10 protein-coding genes are annotated in these 12,994 nt (G+C 70.8%); 3 read left to right on the top strand and 7 right to left on the bottom strand.

Annotated features, from left to right (window positions below; all coding sequences use genetic code 11):
* Positions 1-34 precede the first annotated feature (34 nt).
* Positions 35-2,530 carry a leucine--tRNA ligase gene (gene leuS / locus ACSIH6_RS02380; RefSeq protein ID WP_435106078.1) on the bottom strand — a complete coding sequence of 832 codons (2,496 nt, stop codon included), beginning with the start codon at positions 2,528-2,530 and terminating at the stop codon, positions 35-37.
* A gap of 364 nt (positions 2,531-2,894) precedes the next feature.
* Between leuS and ACSIH6_RS02375 the strand changes: the two genes are divergently transcribed.
* Positions 2,895-4,454, top strand: coding sequence for a long-chain-fatty-acid--CoA ligase (locus ACSIH6_RS02375; RefSeq protein ID WP_435106076.1), 1,560 nt, complete (start codon positions 2,895-2,897; stop codon positions 4,452-4,454).
* 52 nt (positions 4,455-4,506) lie between these two features.
* On the opposite strand, the gene ACSIH6_RS02370 is transcribed toward ACSIH6_RS02375, so the two are convergent.
* Positions 4,507-5,406 (bottom strand): carbohydrate ABC transporter permease, encoded by a 900-nt coding sequence (locus tag ACSIH6_RS02370; protein ID WP_061078901.1) that lies wholly within the window; start codon positions 5,404-5,406, stop codon positions 4,507-4,509.
* A gap of 169 nt (positions 5,407-5,575) precedes the next feature.
* On the opposite strand from ACSIH6_RS02370, the gene ACSIH6_RS02365 reads away from it, so the two are divergent.
* Positions 5,576-5,875, top strand: coding sequence for a hypothetical protein (locus tag ACSIH6_RS02365; RefSeq protein WP_435106074.1), 300 nt, complete (start codon positions 5,576-5,578; stop codon positions 5,873-5,875).
* Between the two features lie 23 nt (positions 5,876-5,898).
* Here the strand turns inward: ACSIH6_RS02365 and ACSIH6_RS02360 are convergent, their stop codons facing one another.
* The 5 genes from ACSIH6_RS02360 to ACSIH6_RS02340 all read right to left on the bottom strand — a co-directional run bounded on the left by ACSIH6_RS02360 (position 5,899) and on the right by ACSIH6_RS02340 (position 11,933).
* On the bottom strand, positions 5,899-6,804 hold the full coding sequence (locus ACSIH6_RS02360) for a carbohydrate ABC transporter permease (protein WP_435106268.1): 906 nt from the start codon (positions 6,802-6,804) through the stop codon (positions 5,899-5,901).
* Positions 6,805-6,919: 115 nt separating this feature from the next.
* Positions 6,920-8,203, bottom strand: coding sequence for a sugar ABC transporter substrate-binding protein (locus ACSIH6_RS02355; protein ID WP_435106072.1), 1,284 nt, complete (start codon positions 8,201-8,203; stop codon positions 6,920-6,922).
* A gap of 195 nt (positions 8,204-8,398) precedes the next feature.
* Positions 8,399-8,884, bottom strand: a complete 486-nt coding sequence (locus ACSIH6_RS02350) for a hypothetical protein (protein WP_435106071.1) — start codon at positions 8,882-8,884, stop codon at positions 8,399-8,401.
* A gap of 239 nt (positions 8,885-9,123) precedes the next feature.
* Positions 9,124-10,410, bottom strand: coding sequence for a class I SAM-dependent methyltransferase (locus ACSIH6_RS02345; protein WP_435106069.1), 1,287 nt, complete (start codon positions 10,408-10,410; stop codon positions 9,124-9,126).
* Positions 10,411-10,487: 77 nt separating this feature from the next.
* Positions 10,488-11,933, bottom strand: coding sequence for an FAD-binding oxidoreductase (locus ACSIH6_RS02340; RefSeq protein ID WP_435106067.1), 1,446 nt, complete (start codon positions 11,931-11,933; stop codon positions 10,488-10,490).
* Between the two features lie 253 nt (positions 11,934-12,186).
* Between ACSIH6_RS02340 and ACSIH6_RS02335 the strand changes: the two genes are divergently transcribed.
* A complete protein-coding gene (locus tag ACSIH6_RS02335; protein ID WP_435106065.1) occupies positions 12,187-12,972 on the top strand; it encodes a glutamate racemase in 786 nt (261 codons plus the stop codon).
* Positions 12,973-12,994 lie beyond the last annotated feature (22 nt).

Below are 12,994 nucleotides of genomic sequence, written 5' to 3'. Positions count from 1 at the left end.
CGCTGCACGCGGCCGCCGCCTCTGGTGTGCCTGGTCAGCCGACGACGATGTTCACCAGCTTGGGCGCGCGCACGACCACCTTGCGGATCTGCTTGTCGCCGATGAAGCCCTGTGCCTTCTCCGAGGCCAGGGCCAGCCGCTCCAGCTCCGCCGGGTCGATGTCGGGCGCCACGGACAGCTTGTCACGGACCTTGCTCTGCACCTGCACCACGCAGGTCACGGACTCCTGCACCAGCAGGGTCGGATCGACCTCGGGCCAGTTGCCGACGGCGACGCTGCCGGTGCGGCCGAGCTTCTCCCAGCCCTCCTCCGCCACGTAGGGCGCGAACAGGGACAGGGCGACGGCCACGGCCTCGGCGGCCTCGCGGACCGCCGGGTCGGCGGCGCCGGGACCGGAGTCGATGGCCTTGCGGGCGGCCGAGACCAGCTCCATGGTGCGGGCGATGGCCACGTTGAACCGCCGGGACTCGACCAGGGAGGTGATCTGGTCGACGGTTCGGTGGGTGGTGCGGCGCAGGTCGGTGTCGCCCTTGGCGGGGTCGGTGCCCGGCGCGCTGGCCGCGCCCGTCTCGCTCATCACCCGGTAGGCGCGGTTGAGGAACTTCTGCGCGGCGACGACGGAGACGTCGGCCCAGTCCACGTCCTCCTCGGGCGGGGAGGCGAAGAGCATGGTCAGCCGGACCGCGTCCACGCCGTAGGCGTCGATCTCCTTGCCCAGGTCCACGCCGTTGCCCAGGGACTTGGACATGGCTCGGCCCTGGTTGATGACCTGGCCCTGGTTGGTCAGGCGACGGAAGGGCTCGGTGAAGGAGACCATGCCCATGTCGTGCAGGACCTTGGTGAAGAACCGGGCGTACATCAGGTGGAGCGTGGCGTGCTCCCTGCCGCCGATGTAGTGGTCCACCGGCCCCCACTTCTCCACGGCCTCGGTGTCGAAGGGGGCGGTGTCCAGGCGCGGCGAGCAGTAGCGCAGGAAGTACCAGGACGAGTCCACGAAGGTGTCCATGGTGTCGGTGTCGCGCTCGGCGGGGCCTCCGCAGGAGGGGCAGTCGACGTTGACCCACTCGGTGGCCGCGGCCAGGGGCGAGACACCCTTGGGGGCCAGCTCGGCGCCCTTGAGTTCGGGCAGGGTGACGGGCAGCTGCTCGTCGGGGACGGGCACCTCGCCGCAGGAGGGGCAGTGGATGATCGGGATGGGGGTGCCCCAGTAGCGCTGGCGGGAGAGCAGCCAGTCGCGCAGACGGTAGTTGATCGTGCCCTGTCCGGTGCCGCGCTCGACCAGGATCTCGATGATGCGCGCGATGGCCTCGGTCTTGGCCAGGCCGTCCAGCGGGCCGGAGTCGCGCAGGACGCCCTCCCCCGCGGTGGCCGTGCCCGTCTCGACGGGGTCGGGCTCGCCGGTCTCCACCACGACCCGGACCGGCAGGTCGAAGGCCAGGGCGAAGTCCAGGTCGCGCTGGTCGTGCGCGGGCACGGCCATGATGGCGCCGTGGCCGTAGTCGGCCAGGACGTAGTCGGCCGCCCACACGGGCATGCGCTCGCCGTTGACGGGGTTGATCGCGTGGCGGCCCAGGAACACGCCGGTCTTGGGGCGCTCGGTGGCCTGGCGCTCGATGTCGGAGAGCTTGGCGACGTCGGAGCGGTAGGCGTCGAAGGCCTCGCGCTGTTCGGGCGCGCACAGCTCGTCGGCCAGGTCGGCGTCGGCGGCCACGACGAAGAAGGTGGCCCCGTAGAGGGTGTCGGGCCGGGTGGTGAAGACGGTGACGGGCTCGTCGCGGCCCTCGATGGCGAAGTGGACGTCGGCTCCGGTGGAGCGGCCGATCCAGTTGCGCTGCATGGCCAGGACCTCGTCCGGCCAGCGGCCGCCGTCGAGCTGGTCCATGTCGTCCAGCAGGCGCTGGGCGTAGTCGGTGATGCGGAAGTACCACTGATTGAGGCTGCGCCGCACGACGTCGGCTCCGCAGCGCTCACACCTGCCCTGCACGACCTGCTCGTTGGCCAGCACGGTCTGGTCCCGGGGGCACCAGTTGACGTGGCCGTCCTTGCGGTAGGCCAGTCCGCGCTCGAAGAAGCGCGTGAACAGCCACTGGTTCCAGCGGTAGTACTCGGGGTCGCTGGTGTGCAGGCGGCGCGACCAGTCCACGCTGATGCCGTAACGCCGGAACGAGGCCGCCTGGGTCTCGATGTTGGCGTAGGTCCACTCGGCGGGGTGGGAGTTGTTCTTGATGGCCGCGTTCTCGGCGGGCAGGCCGAAGGAGTCCCAGCCCACCGGGTGCAGGACGTTGTCGCCGCGCTGGAGGCGGTAGCGGCTGATGACGTCGCCGATGGCGTAGGCCTCCGCGTGGCCCATGTGCAGGTCGCCGGAGGGGTAGGCGAACATGTCGACGATGTAGGAGCGCGGGCGGCTGTCCGCGGGGTCCTCGTCGGCCTGGAACGGAAGCTCGGCGGCCCAGCGCGCCTGCCACTTGTCCTGGAGGGCGCGGGCGTCGTAGGTGTCGCCCGTCGTCTGGTCGCCGTCTACCGCTGTCATCGCCACGTGTTCCTTAGCCGGTTCGGGGTGTACACGACTCAGGTTAGCGGTTGGCGGGTCGGGGCGCGGACGGGTTTTCCCCGCCCCGTGAGGGTGCGCCCGGGGCGCTGACCCGGGCCCGGAGCGGTGCACCTCGCTCTCTGCTCCCCCGTGCGGACGGGCCCGCTGTCGCCGCGTCCCGCGCTCGGCGGCGGGCTCACGGGGGGCAAAGCGGAAGATCGGTGAGATTACGGACTCTCGCCCCCTCCACACCGACCAGCCGGTTTGTTACTCTGCCGTCAAAGTGGCGCAGAACACGCGATGCGGATCACATCACCCCGAATCGTCGTGCGTTCACTGGACCCATCTGGCTGCGGGAGGCCCCATGCTCAACCTGTCCGTGCTTCTGGAGGACGGCGCCCGGTCGGCTCCGGAGAAGGAGTGCCTGGTCTTCGGCGACCTGCGCCTGAACTACGCGATCACCAACATGATCGCCAACCAGGTGGCCAACCTGCTGGTCGCGCGCGGAATCAGGCCGGGGGACCGGATCGCGCTGGCCAGCCCCAACGTGCCCTACTTCCCCTTCGTGTACTTCGGCGCCCTCAAGGCGGGCGCGGTGGTCGTGCCGCTGAACGTGCTGCTGACCCCGCGCGAGATCGCCTACCACCTGGAGGACTCCGGGGCCAGGGCGCTCTTCGCCTTCACCGGCACCCCGGAGCTCCCGCTGGGCGAACGCGCCTTCGAGGCCTTCGGCCAGGTGGACTCCTGCGAGTTCTACGTGGACCTGCCCGCCTCCCCGGGTGCCACGGAGTCGACCATCGACGGCGCCGAGACCTTCTGGAAGGCGTTGGAGGGCCAGCCCGGCGAGTTCGAGACGGTGCAGGCCGGTTCCGAAGACACAGCGGTCATCATCTACACCAGCGGCACCACCGGCAAGCCCAAGGGCGCCGAGCTGAGCCACCACAACCTGCTGCTGAACGCGGTCGGCTCCGCCAGACTGGTCGAGCCCCACCCCGACGGCCGCGACGTCGCCCTCGTGGTCCTGCCGCTGTTCCACATCTTCGGCCAGACGGTCATGCTCAACGCGGCCCTGTACCGGCACGGCACGATGGTCCTCATGCCGCGCTTCGACGGCGCCGAGGCGCTCAGACTCATGGAGAAGGAGGGCGTCACCGCCTTCGCGGGCGTGCCCACCATGTACTGGGGGCTGCTGGGCGCCGTCCAGGCCGCCGAGCCCGGTACCTACGACCTGGAGACGATCGCGGGCAACGTGGTGGACGCGGTCTCCGGCGGCGCCGCCCTGCCCGGCCAGCTCGCCGAGGACTTCACCAAGACCTTCGGCGTGGGCATCAAGGAGGGCTACGGCCTGTCCGAGACCTCCCCGGTGGTGTCGTTCAACAACCCCAAGGTCAAGGCCAAGACCGGCTCCATCGGGCTGCCGGTGTGGGGTGTGGAGATGAAGCTCATCGACCCCGAGTGGAACGAGGCCGCGGAGGAGGGTGAGATCGCGGTGCGCGGGCACTGCGTGATGAAGGGGTACCACAACCGCCCCGAGGTCAACGCGGAGGTGATCCGCGACGGCTGGTTCCGCACCGGGGACATCGCCCGCCGCGACGAGGAGGGCTTCTACTTCATCGTCGACCGGTCCAAGGACATGATCATCCGCGGTGGCTACAACGTCTACCCGCGTGAGGTCGAGGAGGTCCTGATGACCCACGAGGCGGTCAGCCTGGCCGCGGTCGTGGGCGTGCCCCACGACACCCACGGCGAGGAGGTCAAGGCGTTCGTGATCCCCAAGGAGGGCGCCGAGGTCACCGCCGAGGGGCTCGTCGCGTGGGCCAAGGAGCGCCTGGCCGGGTACAAGTACCCGCGCGAGGTGGAGTTCCGCACCGAGCTGCCGATGACCTCCACCGGCAAGATCCTCAAGCGCGAGCTGCGCGGCTGACTCCCCGCGCGGCGGGGCCGGTCCTCCTTCCCCCCGGGGACCGGCCCCGCCCTCACCCCTTGACGGCTCCCTGGACGAGCCCGGAGACCAGGAAGCGCTGCACGAGGACGAAGAAGACCATGACCGGGATGGTGATGAGGGTGGAGGCGGCCATCACGTGCCCCCAGTCGTTGGCGTACTGGCCGAAGAACTGGCGCAGGCCGACCGCCACCGTGTAGTTCTCGCTCTGGGTCATGAAGGTCAGCGCCAGCACGAACTCGTTCCACGCCACGATGAACGAGAAGATGGCCGTGGCCACCAGGCCGGGCGCCACCAGCGGGAACAGCACCCGCCAGAACATCTGGCCCCAGGAGGCCCCGTCGATGTAGGCGGCCTCCTCCACCTCCACGGGCACGGCGGCCACGAAGCCGCGCATCATCCACACCGCCAGCGGCAGGGACAGCGCCACGTAGACCACGCCCAGGCCGAGCATGGTGTTGAGCAGCTGGAGGTCGCGCACCTGGAGGAAGAGCGGGATGACCAGCGCCTCCAGCGGCACCATCTGCACGATGAGGATCATCACCAGCACCGCGGTGCGGAAACGGAAGCGGAAGCGGGCCACCGCCACGGCGGCCAGCAGCGACAGCACGCACGCTCCGGCCACGGTGATGCAGGCGACCGTGAGCGAGTTGAGCATGTACTGGCCGAACCTGGCCTCGGTGAGCACGTAGACGAAGTTGTCCAGGGACAGCCCGGCGGGCAGCAGCGCCCCGGCCCCCGAGGTGGCCCGGTCCGAGAACGCGCTGATGAGCATGAAGTAGACGGGGAAGAGCGTGAACAGCAGCAGGACGGCCACCCCGGCGGACTTGGCCAGGAACCGTCCCGTCCGCCGGACGTCACCCCTGCGGCGGGCGTCGCGGACGCGGCCCTCCCAGTCGGTGTCGGCGGCGGGTGCCTCTGTGCGCGTGACCACGGGCGTTCCTTCCTCAGCGGTGACCGGAGGTCCGAATCCGGTTGTTCCGGGCTCGGACGGGGCCGTTAGACTGCTCGACTGTCCGGGGCGGGACGTCCTTCGCACCCCGGCGGCGGAGGAGGAGTGATGGCCGTGTCGACAGGGTCGCCGGAGACGGTGGCGTAGCACCGTGCGCGATTCCGCCGGGCCCTCCCCCACCGAGGTCGTCATCAGCTGGATCCCCCATGACGCGCGCTTCCGGGACCGCGCCGTCCGGCACGCCCTGCGCGACGCCAGCGGGCGGCTGCTGCACGCCTACGTCGAGAACCTGGTCAACCGGGACAACGACGACGGGCGTCCGCTGGACGAGTACGACCTGCGGACCATGGGCGCGGTGCGCGAGGACCTCGACCGGCGCTCCCTGGCCTCGGTCGACTGGCGCCGCGTCCGCGACAAGCTGGTGGCGGGGGTCCACGGCCCCGCCAGCTGAGCGGGCCGCGAAGGCCGCCGTGCTCATCGGAGCTCGTCCTCTCGGAAGAGCGCGCGCAGGTAGAACACGGTGATCACCAGGAGCAGCAGGGTGAGCAGCACGGCGATGGCCGAGCCCAGGCCGTAGTCGTTGTGGCCGAAGGAGCGCACGTAGGACCACACGCCCAGGTTGAGCATCTCCGAGCCGCCCACGTCGCCGCCGGGCATGAGGTAGATCTGCGCGAACACCTTGAAGTCCCAGATGGTGGAGAGCACGGTGACCACGGCGAACACCGGGCGCAGCACCGGGAACGTGACGTGCCAGAAGCGCTTCCAGGCGCCCGCGCCGTCGATGCGCGCGGCCTCGTGCAGTTCGCCGGGGACCGTGAGCAGTCCGGCCAGGACCGTGACCGCCACGAACGGGAAGCCCCCGTGCACCACGTTGAGCGTGACGATGGCGTAGAAGAACAGCCGGTCGGCGAACCAGTTGTACCCGGAGGGCTCCAGCAGGCCCAGGGAGGTCAGGGCCTGGGAGACGACGCCGCTGTCGACGTCGAAGATCCAGATCCACACGTAGGTGCCGCTGACCGCGGGCATGGCCCAGGCGACCATGATGCAGGAGACCACGATGATCCGGGGCACCGGACGCAGCGTGGCCAGCAGCAGCGCCACCAGCGTGCCCACGACGATGGTGGTGACCACCGCGACCACCGCGAAGGCCACCGTGTTGAGCAGGGCGACCCGCCACAGGTAGGGGTCGGTGAGCAGGGCGGCGTAGTTGGCGAGCCCGACGAAGTCGGACTCACCCGAGACGAGGTTGCGCAGCTGGTACTCGCGGAAGGACAGCCACACGATCCGGCCGAGCGGGAGCAACAGCAGCAGTCCGATGACCGTCAGCGCGGGAGCGAGCAGCACCCAGGGCAGGAGCGCCCTGCGTCCGCGCTGGCCCAGGAGCGGCGCCCGCCGCCGCGGCCGGGGCCGTCGCGGGGACGGCTCGGCGGAGCGGCGGGCCTTCGGCCCCGGTTCGCTGCTGGCGGTGCCCAACCCGACCGGTGTTCGCACGTGTCTACCCCCCGTTGAGGATGCGCTCGATCTCGTTGGCCGCGTTCTCGGTGGCCTCCTCCACGGTGGCCTCGCCGTTGAGGATGTCCTGCTGCATGCCGACCAGGACCTTCTCGGCCTCGACCTGGGTCCAGGCGGGGGTGACGGGCACGCCCCGGCTGGCCTCGTTGAGCTGGACGGCGAAGGGCTCCAGGATGGGGTCGGCGGAGGAGGAGAAGGTGTCGACCCGGTCGACCACGCCCGGGAAGAAGCCGGTCTCCTCGGCCCAGCGCATGGCGAACTCCTCGCCGGTCAGGTGCTGGACGTACTGCCAGGCGGCCTCCTCCTGGCCGGTGCCCTCGAAGACCGACAGCAGCGAGCCGCCCGCGAAGGAGGGCATGTACCCGCCGTCCTGGCCGGGCAGGGTGAAGGAGCCGAGCCTGCCCTCCAGGTCGGGGTTGGCCTCCAGGATGGCCTTGGGGTTGGCGCTGCCGAGGATGGCCATGGCGGCCTCCTCGTCGGCGACGGCCTCCATGACGGCGATCTCGTTCCAGTTGACGGCGCCGGTGGTGGAGGTGCCGTCCTCCAGGGCCAGATCGGTGAAGAACGCGACCCCGGCGCGGGCCTCCTCGCTGTCGATCTCCGAGACCCAGGTGCCGTCGGACTGCTCGACGGCGATCTCCCCGCCGCCGCCCCAGATCCACGGCATGACCGAGTACTGGGCGTCGCCCGGGACGGGGAAGGCGATCATGTCCTCCTCGGCCTCGGACAGGGCCAGAGCGGTCTCGCGCAGGTCCTCCCAGTTCTCGGGGACCTCCAGGCCGTGCTCCTCGAAGACGTCGCTGCGGTAGACGACGGAGCGGATGGAGGCGTACCAGGGGACGCCGTAGACGCCCTCGCCGAGCTGGCCCATCTCCATCAGGCCGGGGATGTACTGGGAGGTGTCGACGCCGTAGCCGGACAGGTCGTGCAGGGCTCCGGCGTCGGCGAACCCGGGCGTGAAGGTGTTGCCGAGCTCGGCGACGTCGGGCATGGTGCCGCCCGCGATGGCGGTGGAGATCTTGTTCTGGGCGTCCTGCCAGGGCACGAACTCGACGTCGACCTCGATGCCGGTCTCCTCGGTGAACGCGGCGTTGGCTGCCTCGAAGAACCCCGTCTCGTCGGGGTTGGTGCCCTGCATGATCCAGACCAGGAGGCCGTCGGAGCCGGAGGCCCCGCCTCCTCCGCTCCCGCACGCCGTCGCGGCCAGGACCAGCGCCGCGACGGCGGCGGGGAGCGGAACGTACTTGTGGGTTCGTCTGCGGGCCATCGGCACGCCTCCCGTTCCTTTCGAGGGTCCCCTGAGGGTTGGTAGGAAACCTACGTAAAGAACCGCGTCGAGTGAAGTAAACCACTGCCTTTTGTGTCTGAGCTGTTAGGGGACAGGGCATGTCCGGAGTGTCGCGGCCGGTACGGCGTGTCCCACGGGCCCCTTCGGGCCCGTGTGTCCCTTGGTCACACGCCCTTACTCGGACAGTCCGGTGACCTGGCGCAGGACGGACAGGAGTTCGGCGCGCTTGTACACGGCCAGGCCGATGGCCGCGCCGAAGGCGGCGAGCATGTGCACGTAGACCATGGGGTCGCCCCGGGTGAAGTGCTCCGCGGCCTCCTCCTCGCCGACCGAGTGGGCCTCCCACGCGGTGGAGACGGCGAACTCCAGTTCGGGCGGGAGCATCTCGGCGACCATGCGGGCGACGGCCTCGCGGGAGTCGGCGGGCTTCCAGACCACGCCGGTCTGCTGCACGCGGCGGCCGAGGAAGGCGGCGATGACCTTGAGCTCGGACGTGACGGCCTCGACGTCGTCGGAGGCGCGCGGGACGACCGCGTCGAGCTCCTGTCGGTTGCGGTCCGCGTAGGCCTCGATCAGGTCGATCGCGGTCCGCTTGACGTGGTCGGGCGCGTCGGGCGCGGGCGTGGTCCCGTCGGTGCTGCCGTCGGAGGATGAGGACACGTCGTGGTCCCTTCTGGTGGGTGTGCGGCCGGGGTGTGTCCGGCTGGAGCCCGCCGGTCGCGCGGCGGGTTGTGGCGTCCGCCGGACACGCCCCGGGTCCATGATGCCGCGAAGCGGGCCCGCCGGTCCCCTGACAGGCCGAAGGTCCTCCCCCGGCGAACAGGGAGGGGAGGACCTTCGACGCGCTCGTGCGGGCGCCGCCTCGGGCGGCGGGCCGCGGCGGCGGGTGGGTCGGCCGGTCAGAACCAGGGGCGCAGCGGCACGTGGGCCTCGGTGCCGTCCAGCTTGACGCCGAGGATCTGGTGCAGCTGCACCACGTCGCGCTCGAAGCCGAGCACGCATCCGGCCATGTAGAGCTGCCAGACCCGGGCGGTGCCCCCGCCGACCTCGGCGACGGCCTCGTCCCAGTTGCGGTCCAGGTTGGCGCCCCAGTGACGCAGGGTCAGGGCGTAGTGCTCGCGCAGGTTCTCCTGGTGGCGGATCTCGAAACCGGCGTCGTTCATGGCGGTCTGGATCCGGCCGGGGCCCTCCAGCTCCCCGTCGGGGAAGACGTAGCGGTTGATGACGCCCCCGCGGTTCAGGGACGGGAGGTCGTTGCGCGGCCGGGTGATGCAGTGGTTGAGCAGCCGCCCGCCGGGCACGAGCTTGTCGTTGAGCGAGGCGAAGTAGGAGGCCAGGTTGTCCGCCCCCACGTGCTCGGTCAGTCCGATGGAGCTGATCCGGTCGTAGCTGCCGTCGGAAACGTCGCGGTAGTCCATGTGGCGGACCTCGGCCAGTTCGGACAGCCCCTCCTGGGCGATCCGCTTGGCCGCCCACTCGGCCTGCTCCTTGGACAGGGTGACGCCGAGCGCGCGGACCCCGTGCTCGCGGGCGGCGTGCATGACCATGCCGCCCCAGCCGCAGCCCACGTCGAGCAGGCGCATACCGGGTTCCAGGCCGAGCTTGCGCGAGATCAGTTCGTACTTGCGGAACTGGGCGCTCTCCAGGGCCCCGTCGGAGCGGCCGACCCGGTCCCGGGCCCCGTCCTCGTCGTCGAAGACGGCGCAGGTGTAGGTCATCGACGGGCCCAGGACCATCTCGTAGAAGGCGTTGGAGACGTCGTAGTGGTGGTGGATGACCTCGGCGTCGCGCTGCTTGGAGTGGCGCCAGCCCAGTCCGCTGAGGCGGCCCTGGCGCATCTCCTGCGGGGGCGGGGCGACCCGGTTGACGAACTTGACCCAGCCCACCGACCGCGCGATCTCGACCGCGTCGCGCACCGAGACCCTGAACCCGTCGGCGAAGACGAAGTCCGCCATGCGTCTGAGGGCGGTGTACATGTCCCCCTTCAGCTCCAGGTGGCCGGAGACGTAGGCCCGGGCCAGACCGACGGCGTTGGGGGACTGCGCCAGGTAGTTCACCGCGACCGGGGTCCGCACGTGCAGGGCCACGTCGCTGTCGGGGTCCCCCGCGCCGCTGCCGTCGTAGGCGGTGAACCGGATGGGTGCGTCGGTTCCGACGACGCGTTCGAAGATCTCAGCGAGCCGCATTGCTCTGTCCTTCCCTCTTGCCCTCTTGCCGGTTGCGTGCCCGTCCCCTCGGGCCGCGTCCCGGTGGTCTCGTGCCGTCAACGGTTGCGTACGCACTTGGCGTACAGGTCGAGCAGCCGCCCCTCGGGGTCGTAGGCCTCCTTGAGCCCGGCGTAGGCGGTGCCGTTGTACAGGCGCCAGAACTCCTCCTCGCCGTAGAAGGAGTCCGAGTACAGGGACTTGTGGCCTCCCAGGTCGGCCACCGTCTCCTCGACGAGGCGGTTGTGGTGGGCCCGGCGCTGCCCCGGCTTCATGTCGACCAGGCCCCAGAAGCCGAAGTTCACGTAGAGGCGGTCGTGGTCCAGGGGGTAGAGCGGCCACACGTGCTCGTCCTCGCCCTGACCGGGGCGCCGGGGCTCGCGGAGCCGGAGGGGGCACATCCACACGGGGGTCATGCCGATCTCGGCGTGGTAGGTGTCGAGGAACTCCGCGCCGCGTTCGACACCCACCTCGATGTCCTGAATGAGGGGTTCCTGGGGCCGTCGGCCCCGGTAGTGGTTGAGGAGGCGGGAGAAGTCGGTGCGCCGGTCCCAGGCGACCAGCCTGCGGTAGACGTCGGAGCGCTTGAGGGAGCGCGGCCACAGGGGGCGCACCAGCGGGTGCTGGGTGCCGAAGGCCCTGGAGCACCAGAACCAGTCCGTGTCCCAGCGCCACAGGTAGTCGGCGATGGTGAGGTAGTCGCCGGGGCCGCTGCCCGCGTAGCGCTGGATGGACCGGTAGTAGACCTCCCGGCCTGTGTAGTCGCTGGTCCAGGGGGCCTGGTCGGTGAAGCGGGCCAGGGTCAGGTACAGCTCGTCGGGGCCGAAGGCGACCCCGTCCACGAAGTCGACCGGCTGGCCCCCATGCTCTCGGTCGGCGCAGATCAGGGCCAGGGCGTCCATGACCTCGGCGGCCTTGTGGAAGCGCAGGTGGCGCAGGTGCACGTACGGGGAGACCGGTTCGAGTTCCACGCGCAGGCGCAGGCTGTAGCCCAGGGTCCCGTAGGAGTTGGGGAAGCCGTGGAAGAGGTCGCTGTACTCGTTGTCCCTGGTGGCGGTGACGACGTCGCCGCCTCCGGTGAGGATCTCCATCTCCTGGACGGCCTCGTGCGGCAGGCCGTTGCGAAAGGAGGAGGACTCGATGCCCATGCCGGTGACGGCGCCGCCGAGGGTGATGGTGCGCAGCTGGGGGACGACCGTCGGCATGAGGCCGTGCGGCAGGGTGGCGGCGACGAGGTCCTCGTAGGTGGTCATACCGCCGACGTCGGCGAGTCGCTCGACGGGGTCGATGGCGATGACGCCGGTGAAGGCGGACACGTCCAGGGCCGGTGCGCTGGTGGGCTCGCGGAACCGGAAGAGGTTGGAGGTGGGCTTGGCCAGGCGCACCGGCGCTCCCGGGGGCAGGACCCGGTAGTCGCGGCGCAGTCTCTGGACCGCCGCTATGTGCTCGGCGAGCCCCGTCCGCGCGGAGGTGGCGCTGCCCGTGCCCTGCTGTTGAGGAGTCATCCCAGTTCCCGTTCCGGTGTCGGTGGCACGCACTCGCGTGCCGGATCGGCCATGGCCGCCGGGCGGCTGGGACGGCCGATCCATTCAGTTCTATCTATCGGTAACGACCTTGTGCCACCCCATTTGTTCCGTGTCTTCCCCTCAGTTGCCCTGTCTGCGGTTGTGTCCGGAACACGGCGGCCGGGAGCGGATCCCGCCCCTCCGGGCGGTGTCCCGCCGGTGCGGTGCGGAGGTGGTCGTAGGATCGGGATTCGTGCGTATCGCTCTCGTTGACTCCGGTATCGGCATGCTCTCGACCGCGGCGGCCCTGCGTGTGGCACGGCCGGACGCCGACCTGTTCCTGTCGATGGACCCCGACCACATGCCCTGGGGTCCGCGTACCCCGGATGAGATCATCGCGCGGGCCCTGGCCGGAGCCCGGGCCGCCCGGGAGGCCGCCGGGGACGCGGCGCTGGACGCCGTGGTGGTGCCGTGCAACACCGCCTCGGTGCACGTGCTGGCCGAGCTGCGCGCCGAGTTCGAGCCGGGTGTCCCGGTGATCGGGACGGTGCCCGCCATCAAGCCCGCGGCGGCGGCCGGAGGGCCGATCGCGGTGTGGTCCACCGCCGCGACCACGCGCAGCGGCTACCAGCGCCAGCTCATCGAGACCTTCGCCCGCGGCGTGGAGGTGACCGCGGTGGCCTGCGCGGGGCTGGCCGAGGCGGTGGAGTCGGCCGACCCGCGGCTGATCGACGACGCGGTGGCCTACGCCGCCGATCTGACCCCCGGCGACGTGCACGGCGTGGTGCTCGGGTGCACGCACTACGACCTGGTGGGCGGGCGGATCTCCGCGGCCCTGGGCGGACGGGCGGAGTTGTTCACCGCCGCCGGAGCGGTCGCCGCGCAGGCCCTGCGCCGGATCGGCGAGACGCCCGTGGGCGCCGCGCCGGGCCGGGTACGGGTGCTGGCCAGCGGCCGACCCTCCCGGCTGCCCGCCGCCGCGCTGTCCTACCCCGCGGGGCGCTCCCTCGCGTCCGGGGTGGGTGCGGCGACCGTGTGAGGGCGCTCCCTGACGCGATCCA

This window comes from Nocardiopsis synnemataformans (assembly GCF_965343085.1).
GTDB classification, from domain to species: Bacteria; Actinomycetota; Actinomycetes; order Streptosporangiales; family Streptosporangiaceae; genus Nocardiopsis; species Nocardiopsis alborubida.
Note: the sequence above shows the minus strand (reverse complement) of the source record. Positions and strands in the feature narration are given on the sequence as shown.